This window comes from Micromonospora sp. H33 (genome assembly GCF_052068455.1).
GTDB lineage: Bacteria > Actinomycetota > Actinomycetes > Mycobacteriales > Micromonosporaceae > Micromonospora.
In genome coordinates this window covers 148,618-166,155 of the sequence record NZ_JBQHDE010000004.1, presented here as the reverse complement: position 1 = coordinate 166,155, position 17,538 = coordinate 148,618, and the positions used below count along the sequence as shown (strand labels likewise).

Annotated in this window: 13 protein-coding genes and 1 pseudogene; 7 read left to right on the top strand and 7 right to left on the bottom strand. The window is 73.7% G+C overall.

The genetic code is table 11. The features are described 5' to 3' along the window. Window positions 1-58 precede the first annotated feature (58 nt). The 5 genes and pseudogenes from ACTMS0_RS12555 to ACTMS0_RS12535 form a co-directional block, all read right to left on the bottom strand. Window positions 59-1,030 (bottom strand): annotated as a pseudogene (locus ACTMS0_RS12555) (hypothetical protein); the annotation flags it as partial. A gap of 31 nt (window positions 1,031-1,061) precedes the next feature. Then, window positions 1,062-3,536 carry an AAA family ATPase gene (locus ACTMS0_RS12550; protein ID WP_441155316.1) on the bottom strand — a complete coding sequence of 825 codons (2,475 nt, stop codon included), beginning with the start codon at window positions 3,534-3,536 and terminating at the stop codon, window positions 1,062-1,064. Further along, window positions 3,536-4,684: an exonuclease SbcCD subunit D gene (locus tag ACTMS0_RS12545; protein ID WP_441155315.1), complete on the bottom strand. Its 1,149-nt coding sequence runs from the start codon at window positions 4,682-4,684 to the stop codon at window positions 3,536-3,538. Before ACTMS0_RS12545 ends, ACTMS0_RS12550 begins: the two co-directional genes overlap by 1 nt. Window positions 4,685-4,696: 12 nt before the next feature. Then, entirely contained in the window at window positions 4,697-6,448 is a 1,752-nt protein-coding gene (locus tag ACTMS0_RS12540) for an ATP-binding protein (protein WP_441155314.1), read from the bottom strand. Between the two features lie 125 nt (window positions 6,449-6,573). Then, complete coding sequence (locus ACTMS0_RS12535; protein ID WP_441155313.1) at window positions 6,574-7,320, bottom strand: pyrimidine reductase family protein; 747 nt, start codon at window positions 7,318-7,320, stop codon at window positions 6,574-6,576. A 149-nt stretch (window positions 7,321-7,469) separates the two neighbouring features. Between ACTMS0_RS12535 and ACTMS0_RS12530 the strand changes: the two genes are divergently transcribed. From ACTMS0_RS12530 to ACTMS0_RS12505, 6 genes are all read left to right on the top strand, one after another. Then, window positions 7,470-8,015 carry a plasmid pRiA4b ORF-3 family protein gene (locus ACTMS0_RS12530; protein WP_441155312.1) on the top strand — a complete coding sequence of 182 codons (546 nt, stop codon included), beginning with the start codon at window positions 7,470-7,472 and terminating at the stop codon, window positions 8,013-8,015. 321 nt (window positions 8,016-8,336) lie between these two features. After that, complete coding sequence (locus ACTMS0_RS12525; protein WP_441155311.1) at window positions 8,337-9,629, top strand: ABC transporter substrate-binding protein; 1,293 nt, start codon at window positions 8,337-8,339, stop codon at window positions 9,627-9,629. 197 nt (window positions 9,630-9,826) lie between these two features. After that, entirely contained in the window at window positions 9,827-10,798 is a 972-nt protein-coding gene (locus ACTMS0_RS12520) for a carbohydrate ABC transporter permease (RefSeq protein ID WP_441155310.1), read from the top strand. Window positions 10,799-10,809: 11 nt separating this feature from the next. Beyond that, the gene (locus tag ACTMS0_RS12515; RefSeq protein ID WP_441155309.1) at window positions 10,810-11,652 is read left to right on the top strand and encodes a carbohydrate ABC transporter permease; all 843 of its coding nucleotides are present in this window, start codon (window positions 10,810-10,812) and stop codon (window positions 11,650-11,652) included. After that, the gene (locus tag ACTMS0_RS12510) at window positions 11,649-13,082 is read left to right on the top strand and encodes a GH1 family beta-glucosidase (RefSeq protein WP_441155308.1); all 1,434 of its coding nucleotides are present in this window, start codon (window positions 11,649-11,651) and stop codon (window positions 13,080-13,082) included. Before ACTMS0_RS12515 ends, ACTMS0_RS12510 begins: the two co-directional genes overlap by 4 nt. A 77-nt stretch (window positions 13,083-13,159) precedes the next feature. After that, a complete protein-coding gene (locus ACTMS0_RS12505) occupies window positions 13,160-14,206 on the top strand; it encodes a LacI family DNA-binding transcriptional regulator (RefSeq protein WP_441155307.1) in 1,047 nt (348 codons plus the stop codon). Window positions 14,207-14,365: 159 nt separating this feature from the next. On the opposite strand, the gene ACTMS0_RS12500 is transcribed toward ACTMS0_RS12505, so the two are convergent. Together ACTMS0_RS12500 and ACTMS0_RS12495 are read right to left on the bottom strand one after the other, a co-directional pair. Further along, window positions 14,366-15,586 carry an acyl-CoA dehydrogenase family protein gene (locus ACTMS0_RS12500; RefSeq protein WP_441155306.1) on the bottom strand — a complete coding sequence of 407 codons (1,221 nt, stop codon included), beginning with the start codon at window positions 15,584-15,586 and terminating at the stop codon, window positions 14,366-14,368. Beyond that, complete coding sequence (locus ACTMS0_RS12495) at window positions 15,586-16,656, bottom strand: phosphotransferase family protein (RefSeq protein WP_441155305.1); 1,071 nt, start codon at window positions 16,654-16,656, stop codon at window positions 15,586-15,588. Before ACTMS0_RS12495 ends, ACTMS0_RS12500 begins: the two co-directional genes overlap by 1 nt. A 147-nt stretch (window positions 16,657-16,803) precedes the next feature. Between ACTMS0_RS12495 and ACTMS0_RS12490 the strand changes: the two genes are divergently transcribed. After that, a complete protein-coding gene (locus ACTMS0_RS12490; RefSeq protein WP_441155304.1) occupies window positions 16,804-17,502 on the top strand; it encodes an amino acid-binding protein in 699 nt (232 codons plus the stop codon). Window positions 17,503-17,538: the final 36 nt, after the last annotated feature.

The window sequence follows — 17,538 nt, the reverse complement described above, 5'->3', positions numbered from 1 at the left end:
GGGGCGCCGGCGACCCGGGCGCGGCGGGCGGCGGCGCGGCGGGCGGTCGGGGCGTCGCGGGCGCGGCAGGCGGTCGGGGCGCCGCCGCCCGGGCCGCGGCGGTGAGTGCCCGGTGCAGCAGCCGGGAGTCGCCGAGCAGCCCCCGCAGCCGGCGCTCCAGTCCGGCGATCGGGACCAGGTTCTGCGGGGCGCGTGGGTCCTTGTACGGGGTGGACGCGAAGCGCGGAAGGGTGACGACCGACAGGTCGGCCAGCGCGACCGCCTCGGCGACCTCGAGATCGGCGGAGCACTCCACCCGCACGATGCCCGCCCACGGGGCGCCGTGGGCCACCGGCAGCCGCAGATACCACGACCAGCCGCCCCAGGCGGTGCCCAGCCGGAACACCGGGGATCGCTCGCCGGCCGCCAGCCCCGTGACCACGGCCGTGAGGCGCGCGTCCAGGTACTGGCTGTGCTGGGTCTTCACGTAGCCGAGCGTGCGCGGCAGCTGCCGCCGGTTGCGCAGCGGGCCGTCCACCACCAGCAGGTCCCCGTCGGTGCGGGCCCCGCCGGAGACCTCCACCTCCAGCGCGGTCAGCGGCCCCTGCACGGCGGCCGGCAGCTTGGCCAGCTCGCCGGTGCCGCTCACCCGGTGCACCGGGTAGTGGACGCTGCCGGCCCGTACGTCCCCGGCGGACGGGCTGGCGGTGAACAGGCCCCGCCCGACCTTCGCGCCGGCGAGCTGCGCCGCGCCGCGCTCCAGGTCGCAGCGGACCACGCCGGCGGCGTACGAGGCGGCCAGGCCCGGGTACGACCCGCCGTCGTCCTCGGCCGTCCACACGCTGGCGTCGATCCGGCGGACCCCGTCGACGAGCAGCACCACGTGCGGTGCGCGGACGCCCGGTCGCGGGCCGATCGCCCGCCAGTCCACGGCGGGCAGCTCGTGGTCCGCCTCGACCTGGGCGCTGCTCGGCGCGGCGGGGCCCGCACCGGCGGCCTCGAACGACGCCCCGTACGCCGGATCCCAGGCGTCGACGAAGAACCGGCTCACGCGGGACGCCCCCCGACGGTGCCGACCGCGCTCACCGGCCGGTCCGCTCGACGCGGGCCGACCGGGCGTCCTTGCGGACCTCGAAGCGGACCGGGATGCGTTCGGCGAGCGCCGGCACATGGGTGACCACACCGACCATCCGGTCGCCCCGGGCGGCGAGATTCTCCAGCGTGGCGGCGACCGTGTCCAGAGTGGCCGCGTCGAGCGTGCCGAACCCCTCGTCCAGCACGATCGACTCCAGGCTCGCCGCCGTCGTGGACATCCCGGCGAGCTGCTCGGACAGGGCCAGCGCCAGCGCCAGCGAGGCCTGGAACGTCTCCCCGCCGGAGAGCGTGCGCACCCCGCGTCGCAGCCCGGCGTCGTGGTGGTCGACCACGAAGAACTCGCCCTTGTCGTGCACCAGGTCGTACTGGTCGCCGGAGAGTTCCCGCAGGATCCGCGAGGCGCCGTCGACCAGCAGGTCGAGCGCCTCGGCGAGCAGCCACCGCTCGAAGTTGTTGGCCCGCAGGTGCCCGGCGAGCGCGCGGGCCACCTGCGCCTCGCGCTCGTACCCGGCCCGCTGTTCGCGCAGCTCGCCCGCCTGCTCCCGCCGGCGGGTCAGCTCCCGCAGCTCCGCCTCGGCGCGCTCGAGGGCGACCGCGGCCGCCCGGACCGGGTCGTCGGCGGCCGGGACCCCGGCGGCGGCGAGCAGCCCGGCGACGCGTTCCTCGACGGCGACCACCCGGGCCTCGGCCTCGGTCACCGCCGCCACCCGGCCGGCCCGCTCGCCCCGCCGGCGCTCCGCCTCGGCGCCGGCCCAGCCGGTGAGGGCGGCCCACGCGGCCGCCAGGTCCTCCCGGTCGGCGGCGGGCGGGCCGAAGGGCGCCAGCCCGTCGCGCGTCGCGTCGAAGGCGCGCCACGCCGTCCGCAGGCGCTCCTCGGCCGCGTCCACCGCGGCCCGTGCCCGCCGGGCGGCGTCCCGGCCGGCGCGCACGGCCGCCGCGGACTCCTCCAGCGCCCGGCGCAGCCGGGCGTGCTCGTCCAGCTCCCGACGGAGGATGGCCGGCTCGGCCGCAGCGGCGAGCTGAGCGTCCAGTTCGGCCAGCCGGGCGTCGAGCTGCTCCTGCCGCGTCCGCGCCGCCACCAGCACCCGCTCCAGCTCGCGGGCGGCGCCGTCCCGCTGCGTCACCGCCGCCTTGGCGGCCTCGCTGGCGGCGCGGGCCGCCTTCCCCGCCGCGACCGCTGCCGCCACCGCCGAACCCGGCGGCACCGCCGGCACCCGGGCCACGGTCTGCTCGCAGACCGGGCACGCCGCGCCCTCGCGCAGGTGCGCGCGCAGGGCCACCGCCTGGTCGGTCGCCTTCGCCTCCTCGTGCGCCCGGAACGCCGCCTCCAGCTCGGCCTCGGCCCGCTCGGCCGCCGCCCGTGCCGCCGCCAGCGCGGCCGTGGCCGCCTCGTGCTCGTCGTGCGCCGCCGCCACCGCCGCCCGGACCGCGTCCGCCTCGCCGGCCAGCTTGTCCCGGTCCGCGTACGCCTTCAGCAGCAGGCGCAGCGCGCTCTCGTCGCCGGCGGCCGCCAGCTCGCCGCGGAGCTTCTCCTCCCGCTCCTCGGCCAGCGCCACCACCTGGGCCGCCTCGTCGGCGCCGGACCGCGCGGCGGCCACCGCCCGGGCGAGCTCGGCCATCCCGTCCGGGGCGCGCACGGCGTCGAGCACGGCCAGGTCGGCGTCGAGGGCGGCCAGCGCCGCGCCCGCCTCCCGCGCCGCGGCACGGGCCGCCTCCCGCTCGGGTACGGCGTCCGTCACCGCCCCGATCAGCTCCCGCATCCGGTCCACCCGTGCGGACGCCTCGGCGAGGGTGGCGTCGTCGACGTCGGCGAGCCCCGCGAGGGCCTGGTCGACCGCCTCGAACTTCGCCTCGGCCTGAGCGGCCCGGGCGGTCGCCTTCTCGCGTACCTGCTCGTAGACGCCGAGGCCGAGCAGGTTCACCAGGATCTGCTGCCGGGTCGCCGGCTTCGCGTGCAGGAAGTCGGCGAACTGCCCCTGCGGCAGCACCACGCAGCTGGTGAACTGCTCGTACGGCAGCCCCACCGCCGCCAGCACCGCGTCGTCCATCTCGGCGGCGGTGCCGGCCAGCACCTCGCCGAGGTCGTCCGGGCTGAGGCCGGTGTCCAGCTTCACCGGGTCGAAGCCGGGCGGCATGAGCTGGAGGCCCGCGCCCGCGGTCTTGACGTTGCCCCGGCTGTCCCGGCGGACCACGCGGGTCGCCACGTAGCGGTCGCCCCCGGACTCGAAGACCAGCCGGACCCGGGCCTCCGTCGCCGACGGGGCCAGCGCGTTCGTCAGACCCCGGGTGCCGCCCCAGCGCGGCACGGTGCCGTAGAGCGCGAAGCAGATCGCGTCCAGCACCGTCGACTTGCCCGAGCCGGTCGGCCCGACCAGGGCGAAGAAGTCGGCGTCGGTGAAGTCGATCGTCGTCTCGTCGCGGAAGACGGTGAACCCGGCCAGGTCCAGTCGCATCGGACGCATCAGTGCTCGATCTCCTCGAACAGCTCGTCGAAGAGGTCCCGGACGCCCTCGTCGTCGTGGCCGCGACTGTCCAGGTAGTCGGCGAACAGGTCCCGCGGGGACCGGCCGGCCCGCTGGGCGACGCGCGTGCCGCTGCCGGGCGCGGGCACCAGCTCCGGGTCGATCCGGATCTCCAGGGCCCGGGGGAGCAGCTCCTGCACCTCCTCGCGGAGGCCGGCGCGGGGCTGCTCCCGCACGTAGACCCGCAGCCAGGCGTCCGGCGCCTCGATCTCGGCGAGCTGCGCGAGCGTGCCCCGCACCGTACGCAGGGCGGCGGCCGCCGGGATCGGGACCTCCCGGATCTGCGCCGCCGTCGTCGCGGTCGCCTCGACCAGCGTCACCGACGGGACGTTCTCCTGCTCGCCGAAGTCGACCGCGAGGGGACTGCCGCTGTAGCGGATCGGGCACGGGCCCTGGACCCGCTGGGACCGGTGCAGGTGGCCGAGCGCCACGTAGTGCGCGGTGCCCGGGAAGACCGTCGCCGGGACGGCGTAGCCCATGACGGTGTGCGCGTCCCGCTCGCCGCCGCCGGTCGCCGCCCCGACCACCGTGAGGTGGGCGGTGACCAGGTGCACCCGGTCCGGCTCGGTGAAGCCCTCGGTCAGCCGGGTGATGATCCGGCCGAGGTGGTCGGCGTACGTCTGGGTGGCCTCGGCGGCGGTCAGCTCGTACATCTCGACGGCGCGGATCGCGTACCGCTGGGAGAGGAACGGCAGCGCGGCCACCTGCCAGCGCTCGCCGCCCGCGGTGGTCCCGTCGATGACGTGCTCGTCCGGGTTCTCCCGGACGCCGCCGCGCAGGCTGATCCCGGCAGCCTCCGCCCACGGGCGCAGCGCGTCCAGCGCCGGGCCGTTGTCGTGGTTGCCGCCGATCGCGACGACGTCGGCGCCGGTGCGGCGCAGCGCGGTCAGCGCGCGGGTGACCAGCCGGGTCGCCTCCGGGGTGGGCGCGGCGGTGTCGTACAGGTCCCCGGAGACGATCACCAGGTCCGGCTGTTCCCGCCGGGCGACGTCGATCACCCCGGCGAGGACGGCCTTGTGCTCCTCGGCCCGGGACCTTCCCTTGAGGACCTTGCCGACGTGCCAGTCGGAGGTGTGCAGGATCTTCACCGGTGGACCACCTCAGAACGGGATGTCGTCGTCGGAGCCGCCGCCCGAGCCCACCACCGCGAACGGGTCGGCCGACTGCGTGATCGACCGGAGCGTCTGCGAGGGCGCCCGACCGGCCTCGGAGACCCGCGTGGCCCAGGCGGGGAACGGGAACTCCAGACAGAGCGGCACCGGGATGTCGGGCTGGTTGACGAACATCGTGCCCGGCTTCGCGAGCAGGGCGCGCTGCCGTTGGGCCGGCGGGAGGAAGCCGTACTCCGGCCGGGACGCCTCGGCCGGGTCGAGCCGACCGACCACGCGGATCGCGGAGTTGGTGACGATGCGGCGTTCCACCTCGCTCGCCGTCTGCTGGGCGCCGACCAGGATCACGCCGAGCGACCGCCCGCGCTCGGCGATGTCGAGCAGAACCTCCTTGATCGGGGAGGACCCTTCGCGGGGGGCGTACTTGTTCAGCTCGTCGAGGACCACGAAGAGCAGCGGCTTGGCCGTGCCGGCCTTCTCCTTGCGCTCGAACTCGCTCTTGAGCGTCACGCCGACCACGAAGCGCTGCGCCCGGTCCGGCAGGTTGTGCAGGTCGACGACGGTCACCTGGGCCGACTCGGCGGTGTTGATGCTGTGCGGGCGACGGGTGGCGAGATCGCCGCGGATCAGCCGGGACAGGTCCTTCTTGCTGCCGATCAGCCGCCGCGCGAACGCGTTGACCGTGCCCAGGCCGACCGCGCTGCCGGCCCAGTCGCCCCGGGTCTCGTCGTCGTTGAGCTGCTCGACGATGTGGTCCACCAGGTCGGCGTACGTGCCGAGGCGCACGCCGTCGATGCTCACGCCGCCGTCGGCGGGCTGCGCGTACCGGGCCAGGTGGGCGGCGACCGAGTGCACGACCATCGTGTACTGCTGGCGTTCGTCGTCGGCGTCGGCGAACACGTACGGCAGGAGACGGTCGGCGCAGAACTCGGTGAGCGTCCAGTAGAAGCTGTCCACCCCGCTGAGCCGGCTGCTCACGTCCGGCGTGCCCGAGGAGTCGCCGACCCGGGGCGGCGCGTACACGCGGACGTCGGGGAACGCGCCGGCGGTCAGGCCGAGCTGCGCGTACGCGGCCCGGGTCGGCTCGTCCAGCCGGACGTTGGGATGGTCGAGGAACAGCAGGTCCTCGCCCTTGACGTTGAAGATGAGCGCCTTGGCGTTGACCGCATCGCCGCCGAGCACCCCGGAGCGGAACACCGAGTAGAGCAGGAAGGTGGCGAAGCTGGTCTTGGTGGCGACGCCGGAGATGCCGGAGATGGAGACGTGCGCGCCCCGCGTGCCGTCCAGGAAGTCGGCGTTGAGGTAGACGGGCACCCCGTCGCGGCCCATGCCCATCGGGATGCGGCGCTCCATCCGGTCGAAGTGCAGCGCCCGCGCCCGGGCGTCACCCTCCGCGCGGTGCACGAGCGCGCCGGGCGACGGCGGCACGTACAGCTCCGGGTCGACCCGGGTGGTGGTGATCTCGGCGGCCTCCTGCACCTGGGCGGGCAGCGTGCCGTCGGCGATGGCGAAGACGTCGGAGTCGAACTGGGCGCCCTCGTGCCGGGCCCGCACCTGGGTGACCACCCCGGCGATCGTCACCGGCTCCCGGTCCGGCAGCTCGCGTCGCGTCACCACGACGTCGTCGAGCTGCAGGTAGCTGGTGGGGGAGACCGCCGTCCAGAACTGCAGCGGGGTCGCGTCGGCGGTGCCGAGCACCCGGCCGACCTCCTCGCCCGGGCCGTCGAAACCGTGGTCGGTCATCGGGCAACTCCGCGGGGCTGGTGGTCGAGGTCGGCACGCACGCCCTGCATCCTGCCCGAGACGTACGACAGGACGCCACGCGACGCGGCGGAGACCACGCGGCCGCACCCCCGGTCGTGACCCGGTCAGTCGCGGGCGTAGCGGAGCATGAGCACGCCGTCGGACGCGGCGAGCACGTGCCGCAACGGCAGGTGCCGCACCGGGCTCGCCTCGCCGGCGGTGATCCGCCCCGGGCCCGGGCCGGCGAGCAGCGGGGCGACCGTCAGGCAGACCTCGTCCACCAGGTCGGCCGCGGTCAGCGCGCCGAACAGCAGCGGGCCACCCTCACTGAGCAGTTGGTCGAGCCCGCGTCGGCGCAGCTCGGCCAGGCCCGCAGGAAGGTCCACCCGCTCGTCGCCGCACGGGACGACGTCGGCGACGTCGGTCAGGCCGGGCGGGGCGGCGGCGCCCGCGCGGGTGAGCACCACCGGGCGGACCGGCGCGTCGGCGAAGGCCGCCTGGGCCGGGTCGAGGTCGAGCGAGCCGGAGACGACGACGAGTGTCGGGTACTCGGCGAGGCCGTGCTCGCGGCGCCAGGCGCGCCGCCGCTCGTCCAGGCGGACCGCCCGGTACCCCTCGTGGCGCAGCGTGCCGGCGGCGACCACGAGCCCGTCGCAGAGCATCCGCAGCAGGCCGAAGACCCGCTTGTCCGGCTCGCCGGAGAGGCCGGCCGAGTAGCCGTCCACGGCGACCGCGCCGTCGATGCTGGACACGAAGTTCACCCGCAGGTGGGGGTGGTCGGCCCGGCCGTAGCGGGCGGCGATGGCGGCGTCGTCCAGCGGGCCCGCGGACGGCTCCGGCCAGAGCGCGGAAATCGGCATTCCGACGCTCATTCGCTGGCCGGACCCGTGACCGGAGGGGTGGGCCGGGGGGTACGGTGCTGGCAGTCGCACCAGTTCCGGCCCCGACAGTCGTCGTGCCGCCTCGCCCGGCACGCTCGGCAGATCATGCCGGCAGCCTATGCCGAGGAGGATGGGACAGCATGCCGCGTCAGATCTTCCAGCTGAGGATTTCCCTGGCCGGGGTCCGGCCGCCGGTCTGGCGCCGGGTGCTCGTCCCGGGCGGGTACACCCTCGACCGGGTGCACCGGGTGGTGCAGCACTCGATGGGGTGGCGGGACTGCCATCTGCACTCGTTCGAGATCGACGGCCGGCAGTACGGCGAGCCCGACCCGGACGGGGAGCTGTCCCTGCACGACGAATTGGACGTACGGCTCGACGCCGTGGTCGGCAAGGGCAGCCGGTTCCACTACACGTACGACTTCGGCGACTGGTGGGAGCACGACCTGGTGGTCGAGGACGTCTTCACCGCCGACCCGGAGGAGCGTTACCCCGCCTGTCTCGACGGCGAGCGTGCCGGTCCGCCGGAGGACGTCGGCGGACCGGCGGGCTACCAGGCGCTGCTGGCGGCGCTGGCCGACCCGGGGCACACCGAGCACCACCTGATGCGCGACTGGGTGGGGGACACGTTCGATCCCGAGGCCTTCCACGCCGCCCGGATCGGCACCCTCCTGCGCCGGCTCTGCTGAATCGTTTCGGTTCCACGCCGCCCCGCCCCTGGGACGCGGCGGGTCACCTGCCGGAGTGCGTACTGAATCGCCTCGGAGCAGGTCGGCGCGATCGACGGACGGTCGAACCGCGCTGCCGGTAACGATCTGGGAACGCTCCCACAGGTCTATTGACACCCCGGGACGCGTGCCGTCAATCTCATGGGAGCGTTCCCAGACGCGTGACCCGGCTCACCCGCGTCCGCACCGGGAGGCCGTCGCCGCCCCGCCGGCGCCGGTCAGCGCAGTACGGCACCCCCCACCACACCCGACACAGCCTCACCACCGAGAAGAGGGGTCAGGATGAGCCTCACCACGCGGCGTTCCCGCCTGGCGGCCGTCGCCCTTGCCGCGATCACCGCCGTCGGCGGGCTCGCGGCCTGCGGCACCGACGACGACGCCCCGGCCGCCGGCGAGAAGCCCGACAAGCTGGTCGTCGACACGTTCGGCGAGTTCGGCTACGACGAGATCGTCAAGCAGTACGAGAAGGACACCGGCATCAAGGTCGAGCTGCGCAAGACCGCCCAGCTCAACGAGTACCGGCCGAAGATCGTCCGCGCGCTCGCCACCCGCAAGGGCGCCGCCGATGTGATCGCCTTGGAGGAGGGCATCCTCAACGAGTTCAAGGCCAACCCGGCGAACTGGGTCGACCTCGCCCCGCTGGTCGCCGACCACAGCAAGGACTACCTGCCCTGGAAGTACGAGCTGGGCAAGGCGCCGGACGGCCGGCTGATCGGTCTGCCCACCGACGTCGGCAGCCTCGCCGTCTGCTACCGCCGGGACCTCTTCCAGGCCGCCGGCCTGCCGACCGAGCGCGACCAGGTCGCCGCGCTGTGGCCGGACTGGAACGCCTTCATCGAGACCGGCAAGAAGTACCGGGCCGCCACCAACAAGGGCCTGCTCGACTCGGTCACCACCGCCGCCAGCGCGGTCATGTTCCAGCAGGGCGGTGACCTGTTCTACGACAAGCAGGACGCGATCGCCGCCGACAAGAGCGCGGCCGTGAAGACCGCCTGGGACACCGCGATCGCCATGGCGGACGCGAACATCACCGCCGAGACGGCGACCTGGTCGCCGGAGTGGTCGGCCGGCTTCAAGCAGGGCACCTTCGCGGCCACCTTCTGCCCGTCCTGGATGCTCGGCATCGTCGCGGACAACTCCGGCGCGGAGAACAAGGGCAAGTGGGACGTCGCCCCGGTGCCCGGCGGCGCCGGCAACTGGGGTGGCTCGTGGCTCGCCGTCCCCGAGCAGAGCAAGTACCAGAAGGAGGCGGCGAAGCTCGCCGAGTACCTGACCAACGCGCAGAGCCAGGTCGCGGCGTTCAAGCTCAAGGGCCCGCTGCCGACCAACCTGGAGGCGCTGAAGAACCCGGACTTCCTGAGCTACACCAACGAGTACTTCAACAACGCCCCGACCGGCAAGATCTTCGGTGACAGCGTCGCCAAGATCCAGCCGCTGCACCTCGGTCCCAAGCACCAGGCGGTGAAGGAGAACGCCTTCGAGCCCGCGCTGCGCTCGTACGAGAACGGGCAGGCCGGCAAGGACAAGGCCTGGGAGCAGTTCGTGAAGGACGCCCAGACGCAGGGCGCCTTCTGACCCCAGCACGTCGCGTAGGTGGCGTCCGGGCACGACGCCCGGGCGCCACCGGCGGCGTCCGTTCCCCGTACCACCGCCGGCGCGCCGGCCCGCGCGCCGGGCGGGAAAGGACTGAGAATGAGCGAGCAGAGCGAGCGAATCAGCCAGCACAGCGTCCATGTGCCTCGTGCCGGTGCCGACCCCAGGGAGGCAGCGGCATGAGTCTGTCGGCCACGACGGCGCCGCCGTCACCCGCCGCGCCAACACCCCCGCCACCCCGGCCGCACCGGTCCCGCTCGTCGTCGTTGACCCGCCTGGACCTCAGGTACTCCCCGTACCTCTACGTCGCGCCGTTCTTCGTGATCTTCGGGATCTTCGGGCTCTACCCGATGCTGCGGACGGCCTGGATGTCGCTGCACGACTGGAACCTCATCGGCGACCACACCTTCACCGGGCTCGACAACTACGCGAAGCTGGTCACCGACGAGTACTTCTGGAACGCCACGTTCAACACGTTCGGCATCTTCCTGCTCTCGACGATCCCGCAGCTGCTGCTCGCGCTCTTCCTCGCGAACCTGCTGAACCGGACCTTCCTGCGCGCCCGGACGCTGTTCCGCATGGCGATCTTCATGCCGAACGTCGTCTCCGTCGCCGCGGTGGCGATCGTCTTCGGCATGCTCTTCCAGCGCGACTTCGGCGTCTTCAACTGGCTGCTCGGCTTCGTCGGCGTCGACCCGATCGACTGGGACGCCGAGCGCTGGAGCTCGTGGACCGCGATCGCGTCGATGGTCAACTGGCGGTGGACCGGCTACAACACGCTGATCCTGCTCGCCGGCATGCAGGCCATCCCGCGGGAGCTCTACGAGGCGGCGGCGCTCGACGGCGCCGGCCAGTGGCGGCAGTTCTGGCGCATCACGCTGCCGATGCTGACGCCGACCTTCCTGTTCGTGGTCATCCTGTCCACCATCGGCGGTCTCCAGCTGTTCACCGAGCCGCTCGTCTTCGCCAACGGCAACATCATCGGCGGCGACCAGCGCGAGTTCCAGACCCTCACCATGTACATGTACGAGCTGGGCATCGAGAACCTGAACACCGCCGGCTACGGCGCCGCGGTCGCCTGGGCGATGTTCCTGATGATCGCGCTGATGTCGCTGGTCAACTTCCTGCTCGTCCGCCGTACGGTGAAGTGAGGAGCACGGCCATGAACTCTGCCTCCCGGCGCCTGTGGCGCACCAGCCCGCTCACCTACGTGGCGCTCGTCCTCGCGACCCTGCTCTCCATCTACCCCTTCTACTACATGGTGGTCATCGCCACCCGCAGCCTGGACTCGATCAACGACGTGCCGCCGCCGATCACGCCGGGCGGCGCGTTCGGCGACAACTTCGGCCGGGTGCTCGACAACGACGCGGCGAACTTCCTCACCGGCCTGCTCAACTCGGTGATCGTCTCGTCGGTGGTGACCGTCAGCGTGGTCATCACCGGCTCGCTCGCCGGCTTCGCCTTCGCCAAGCTGCGCTTCCGTGGACGCAACGCCCTGCTGCTGGCGATCATCGTGACCATGATGATCCCCACCCAGCTCGGGCTCATCCCGCTGTGGGGCATGATCCAGGACCTGAACTGGTACGGCACCCTCTACGCGGTGACCGTGCCCTTCCTGGTCAGCGCGTTCGGGGTGTTCATGATGCGTCAGTACGCCACCCAGGCGGTCTCCGACGAGCTGATCGAGGCCGGCCGGGTCGACGGGGCGAGCACGTTCCGCATCTACTGGAACATCGTGCTGCCGGCGCTGCGCCCGGCGGCGGCCGTGCTCGGCCTGCTGACCTTCATGGAGACCTGGAACTCGTTCCTGTGGCCGTACGCGGTGCTGCCGCCGGAGAACCCCACGCTCCAGGTCTCACTGGCCTTCCTCTCGTACGCCTACTACACCGACTACTCGCAGGTCTTCGCCGCCACCGCGGTCGGGACGATTCCGCTGGTGGTCGTCTTCATCCTGTTCGGCCGCCAGATCATCGGCGGGATCATGGAAGGTGCCGTCAAGTCGTGAGCAACCCCGCGAGCCCACCCGCCGTCGGCGTCCTCGCCGAGCGTGCACCGCTGACCTTCCCGCCCGGCTTCCTCTGGGGCGCCGCCACCGCGGCGTACCAGATCGAGGGCGCCGCGGCCGAGGGCGGCCGGACGCCGTCGATCTGGGACACCTTCAGCCACACCCCCGGCCGGGTGGTCGCCGGGCACACCGGCGACGTGGCCTGCGACCACTACCACCGGCTCGACTCCGACGTCGCGCTGATGGCCGAGCTGGGGCTGAAGTCGTACCGGTTCTCGGTCTCCTGGTCCCGGGTGCAGCCCGGCGGCACCGGCCCGGCCAACCCGGAGGGTCTCGACTTCTACCGGCGCCTGGTGGACGCGCTGCTGGCGAACGGCATCGAGCCGTGGCTGACCCTCTACCACTGGGACCTGCCGCAGCCGCTGGAGGACGCGGGCGGCTGGCCGGCGCGGGACACCGCGGCCCGGTTCGCCGACTACACCGCCCTGGTCGCGGACGCGCTCGGCGACCGGGTCCGCTACTGGACCACGCTCAACGAGCCGTGGTGCTCGGCGTTCCTCGGCTACGGGTCCGGGGTGCACGCACCGGGCCGCTCCGACCCGGCGGACGCCGTCCGGGCCGGGCACCATCTGATGCTCGGCCACGGGCGCGCCGTGCAGGCGCTGCGGGCCGCCCGCCCGGACGCCGAGGTCGGGGTGACGGTCAACCTGTACCCGGTCACCCCGGCCACCGACTCGCCCGCCGACGCCGACGCCGCGCGGCGGATCGACGCGCTGGCCAACCGGTTCTTCCTCGACCCGCTGCTGCGCGGGTCGTACCCGGCGGACCTGATGGCCGACCTCGCGGCGGTCACCGACTTCGGGCACGTCCGCGAGGGGGACCTCGCGACGATCGCCGCCCCGCTGGACCTGGTCGGGGTCAACTACTACAGCCGGCACGTGGTGGCCGCACCGGTCGAGGGGGCGGCGCCGGAGGCGTACTGGCGGGCACCGTCCTGCTGGCCGGGGAGCGAGGACGTGCGCTTCGTCACCCGGGGCGTCCCGGTCACCGACATGGACTGGGAAATCGACGCCCCCGGGCTGGTGGAGACCCTGCGCCGGGTGCACGAGGAGTACACCGACCTGCCGCTGTACGTCACCGAGAACGGCTCGGCGTTCGTCGACGCGGTGGTCGACGGCCAGGTGGACGACGCCGACCGGCTCGCGTACTTCGACGCGCACCTGCGCGCCGCCCACGAGGCGATCAGCGCGGGCGTTCCATTGCGGGGCTACTTCGCCTGGTCACTCATGGATAATTTCGAGTGGGCCTGGGGCTACACCAAGCGGTTCGGCATGATCTACGTCGACTACGACAGCCAGGTCCGCATCCCCAAGTCCAGCGCCAGGTGGTACGCCGAGGTGATCCGACGCAACGGTCTGGCCGCACAATAGGCTCGGGCCAGCCATCCGGGCGGTCCCGGTGCCACCCTCGCGGCGGCACCGGGCCTCCCGACGTCGGAGGAGAGACGATGACAACGCAGCGCACCCGGTCGCTCGGGCGCCCGACCCTCGACGCGGTCGCCGCGCGCGCCGGCGTCGGGCGCGGCACGGTCTCCCGCGTCGTCAACGGCTCACCCCAGGTGAGCCCGGAGGCCCGGGCCGCGGTGCAGCAGGCGATCGCCGAGCTGGGGTACGTGCCGAACCGGGCCGCGCGGGCCCTGGTCACCCAGCGCACCGACTCGGTGGCCCTGGTCGTCTCGGAGTCCGGCGACCGGGTCTTCACCGAGCCGTTCTTCGCCGGCATCGTCCGGGGTGTCAGCTCCGGGCTGCTGGAGACCCCGCTGCAGTTGTGGCTCGCGATGGTCCAGTCCCCGATCGAGCGGGAGCGGGTGGAGCACCACCTGACCAACCAGCATGTCGACGGCGTCCTGCTGCTGTCGCTGCACGACGCCGACCCGCTGCCCACGCTGCTGGAGGAGCGCGGCCTGCCGACCGTGCTCGGCGGCCGCCCGGCCCGCATGCTGCAACCGGGCGCGCAGCCCGCCTGGTTCGTCGACGTGGACAACGTCGGCGGCGCCCGGCACGCGGTCGAGCACCTCGCCGTGCGGGGGCGGCGGCGGATCGCCACCATCGCCGGCCCGCAGGACATGGGCGCCGGCCTGGGCCGGCTCACCGGCTACAAGGAGGCCGTCACGGCCGCGCTGGGCGGCGTCAACCCCGACCTGATCGCGTACGGGGACTTCAGCGAGGGCAGCGGGGCGGCCGCCATGCGCCGGCTGATGGAGGTGTGCCCCGACCTGGACGCGGTCTTCGTCGCCTCCGACCTGATGGCCTTCGGCGCCCTGCGTACGCTGCGGGAGGCCGGCCGGCGGGTGCCCGAGGACGTCGCCGTGGTCGGCTTCGACGACGCCCCGATCGCCCGGCAGGCCGACCCTCCGCTGACCACGGTCTTCCAGCCGGTCGAGGAGATGGGCCGCCAGATGGCCCGCCTCCTCGTGTCCCGCATCCGCGGCGAGGACCTCTCCTCCCCGCACATCCTCCTGGACACCCAACTGATCGAACGCGCCAGCGCCTGACCCGCCGGGCCCCGCTCGCGGTGGCGCCGTCCGGCCCCCGCCCCCGCCTCGCCGATCTTGCACTTTCCGCCCTGACATTCGACGCAAAAGCCGCGTGTCAGGGGCCGAAAGTGCAAGATCGCGGGGTGACGGGGCGCGGGGTAGGTCGTGGGTGGGGTGTCAGGTGGGGGTTGTCCAGCGGCGGAGTTCGCGCTTCGCCAGGGAGGCCTTGTGGACCTCGTCCGGGCCGTCGGCCAGGCGGAGCGTCCGGGCCTGGGCCCAGAGGGCGGCGAGCGGGGTGTCCTGGCTGACGCCGGCGGCCCCGTGCCCCTGGATGGCCTTGTCGATCACCCACTCCGCCATCGCCGGCGTGGCGATCTTGATGGCCTGGATCTCGGTGTGCGCGCCCTTGTTGCCGACGGTGTCCATCAGCCACGCGGTCTTGAGCACCAGCAGCCGAGCCTGCTCGATGCGGACCCGGGACTCGGCGATCCACTCCCGCACCACGCCCTGCTCGGCGAGCGGGCGGCCGAACGCGACCCGGTCCAGGGCGCGGCGGCAGAGCAGCTCCAGCGCCCGCTCGGCCATGCCGATCAGCCGCATGCAGTGGTGGATGCGGCCCGGGCCGAGCCGCGCCTGGGCGATGGCGAAGCCGGCGCCCTCGGCGCCGACCAGGTTCTCCGCCGGCACCCGGACGTCGGTGAAGTCGATCTCGGCGTGCCCGCCGTGCGGGCCGTCGCTGTACCCGAAGACGCGCATGCCCCGCCGGACCGTCACGCCGGGCGTGTCCCGCGGTACGAGGATCATGCTCTGCTGCCGGTGCCGGTCGGCCGACGGATCGGTCTTGCCCATCACGATGAAGATCTCGCAGCTCGGATCCATCGCTCCGGACGACCACCACTTGCGGCCGTTGACCACGTAGTGGTCGCCGTCGCGGGTGATCCGGGTGCCGATGTTCGTCGCGTCGGAGGAGGCGACGTCCGGCTCGGTCATGCAGAACGCCGAGCGGATCTCGCCCTCCAGCAGCGGGCGCAGCCACCGCTCCCGCTGCGCCTCGCTGCCGAACTCGGCGAGCAGCTCCATGTTGCCGGTGTCCGGTGCGGCGCAGTTCAGCGCCTCGGGGGCCAGGTGCGGGCTACGGCCGGTCAGCTCGGCGAGCGGAGCGTACTGGAGGTTGGTCAGCCCGGCGCCGTAGCGGGCGTCGGGGAGGAACAGGTTCCACAGGCCACGCTTGCGGGCCTCGGCCTTCAGCTCGGCCAGCACCGGCGGGCGCGCCCACGGGTCGCCGGCCGCCGCGACCTGTTCGGCGTGCGCCGCCTCGGCCGGGTAGACGTGCCGCTCCAGGAAGTCGGTCAGCTCGGCTCGCAGCTGCTCGGTGCGCTCGTCGTACGCGAAGTGCATCACTTCTCCTCCACCGCGCCGAGCCCGTGCGCCACCAGCGGGGCCACCATGTCGCCGATCCGGTCGAAGCCCTCGCCGAGCGTCTGGCCCCGCGTGTGCCGGTAGTGGATGCCCTCGCAGATCACCGCGAGCTTGAAGCACCCGAGCGCCACGTGCCAGTGCAGCGGGCCGACGTCGACGTCGCTGCGGCCGGCGTACCGGTCGATCAGCTCCGCGCCGGTCGGGAAACCGGCCCGGGGGCCCAGCCCGTCGGCGACCGGGTTTCCCTCGGCGGCGTCGCTGTCACCGAGCACGTCCCAGTACGTCAGCAGCAGGCCCAGGTCGGCCAGGGGGTCGCCGAGGGTGGCCATCTCCCAGTCGAGGACCGCGCGGACCGCGACCGGGTCCACGGTGGCGAGCAGATTGTCCAGCCGGTAGTCGCCGTGCACGATCCGCCCGGCGTTGGCGCCCTCGGGTGCGGTCGCGGCGAGCCGGTCCCGCAGCTCGTCGATGCCGGGCAGCGGCCGGCTGCGCGACCGGTCGAGCTGCCCGGACCAGCGGCGCACCTGCCGGGCCAGGTATCCCTCCGGACGACCGAAGTCGGCCAGCCCGACGGCCGCCGGGTCGACGGTGTGTAGGGCGGCGAGGGTGTCCATCATCGCCATCGCCAGCCCGCGCCGCTGTTCGGCGGTGAGCGGGTCGGTCTGGGAGCGGGCGCGGAACACCTCGCCGCGGACGCGCTCCATCAGGTAGAACGGCGCGCCGATGACGTCCGGGTCCTCGCACAGCAGCAGCGCCGCCGGCACCGGCACGTCGGTGGGGGCGAGCGCCGAGATCACCCGAAACTCCCGGGTCATGTCGTGCGCGGTGGCCAGCACGTGCCCGAGCGGCGGGCGGCGCAGCACCACCTCGTGCCCGCCGGCGCGCAGCAGGTACGTCAGGTTGGACTTGCCGCCGGCGATCAGCGTGGCCGACAGGTCCCCGCCGGCCAGCTCGGGCCGGTGCGTCGCCAGGTACGCGGAGAGCCGGTCCAGGTCGAGCCCCCGGGGTGAGGCGTGCGGGGCGGGGGAGTCGAGGGCCGGCTCGGTCATCCGATTAGTTGATGGCAGCTCAGCTTTGTTGTCAAGGTCAGATTTTGCCCTCGGGATATCCGGCCGCAACAGGGGCGAAACGGTCGCGGGGAAGGCTGGTGCCCAGCCTGCCGGCGGACCGCGCCGGCCCGCCGAGCGGAGGATCATATGCTGCTGCGAGTTCGGGTCACCCTGCCGGACCGTCCCGGCACGCTCGGCCAGGTCGCCCGCACGATGGGCGTCTCCGGCGCCGACATCGTGCAGGTCGTGGTCCTGGAGCGGCTCGGCGGCCGGGCGGTGGACGACTTCACCGTGGTGTGGCCGGGGGCGGCCCGGGTGGAGCGGCTGATGGCCGGTCTCGCGGCGATCCCCGGGGTCCGGGTGGACGGGGTGTGGCGGGCGATCGGCGCGCCCACCACCACCGGGCAGGACGCGGAGCTGCTCGCGCAGGTCGCGGGGAACCCCACCGACGGGCTGGCGACCCTGGTCGACGCCGTGCCGGGGCTGCTCGCCGCCGACTGGGCGGTCGCCGCGGTGGTGCCGGTCGACTGGGCCTCCCGGGCCGGCGCCGGCAGCGAGGCGACTGTCGGGCATGCCAGCTGGCGGGCCCCCGTACCCCCGCGGCTGCCGGACGTGACGCCGCTGCGCGCCCGCGCGATGAGCGCGCCCGGCGGCGCCCACTTCGCGGTGGCGCCGTTCGGGCGGGCCGGGCTCGTGCTGGTCGTGGCGCGGGAGGACACCGAGCCGCTGGTCGCCGCGGCGTTCCACTCCACCGAGGTGGACCGGCTGGCGCAGCTGGTCCGCGCCAGCGCGGTGATCCTCGGCGACCGTCTCGACCTGGTCGGCACGCCGCCCATGGCCGGCTGACGGCGACTGTGGCGCATACCGCACCCGCGGATCCCG

Excerpts from the sequence above, each read along its gene's own strand:
- ACTMS0_RS12520 (WP_441155310.1), top strand. The coding sequence starts at position 9,827 with ATGAGTCTGTCGGCCACGACGGCGCCGCCGTCACCCGCCGCGCCAACA.
- ACTMS0_RS12495 (WP_441155305.1), bottom strand. The coding sequence starts at position 16,656 with ATGACCGAGCCGGCCCTCGACTCCCCCGCCCCGCACGCCTCACCCCGG.
- ACTMS0_RS12490 (WP_441155304.1), top strand. The coding sequence starts at position 16,804 with ATGCTGCTGCGAGTTCGGGTCACCCTGCCGGACCGTCCCGGCACGCTC.
- ACTMS0_RS12550 (WP_441155316.1), bottom strand. The coding sequence starts at position 3,536 with ATGCGTCCGATGCGACTGGACCTGGCCGGGTTCACCGTCTTCCGCGAC.
- ACTMS0_RS12540 (WP_441155314.1), bottom strand. The coding sequence starts at position 6,448 with ATGACCGACCACGGTTTCGACGGCCCGGGCGAGGAGGTCGGCCGGGTG.
- ACTMS0_RS12530 (WP_441155312.1), top strand. The coding sequence starts at position 7,470 with ATGCCGCGTCAGATCTTCCAGCTGAGGATTTCCCTGGCCGGGGTCCGG.
- ACTMS0_RS12500 (WP_441155306.1), bottom strand. The coding sequence starts at position 15,586 with ATGCACTTCGCGTACGACGAGCGCACCGAGCAGCTGCGAGCCGAGCTG.
- ACTMS0_RS12525 (WP_441155311.1), top strand. The coding sequence starts at position 8,337 with ATGAGCCTCACCACGCGGCGTTCCCGCCTGGCGGCCGTCGCCCTTGCC.
- ACTMS0_RS12535 (WP_441155313.1), bottom strand. The coding sequence starts at position 7,320 with ATGAGCGTCGGAATGCCGATTTCCGCGCTCTGGCCGGAGCCGTCCGCG.
- ACTMS0_RS12505 (WP_441155307.1), top strand. The coding sequence starts at position 13,160 with ATGACAACGCAGCGCACCCGGTCGCTCGGGCGCCCGACCCTCGACGCG.
- ACTMS0_RS12515 (WP_441155309.1), top strand. The coding sequence starts at position 10,810 with ATGAACTCTGCCTCCCGGCGCCTGTGGCGCACCAGCCCGCTCACCTAC.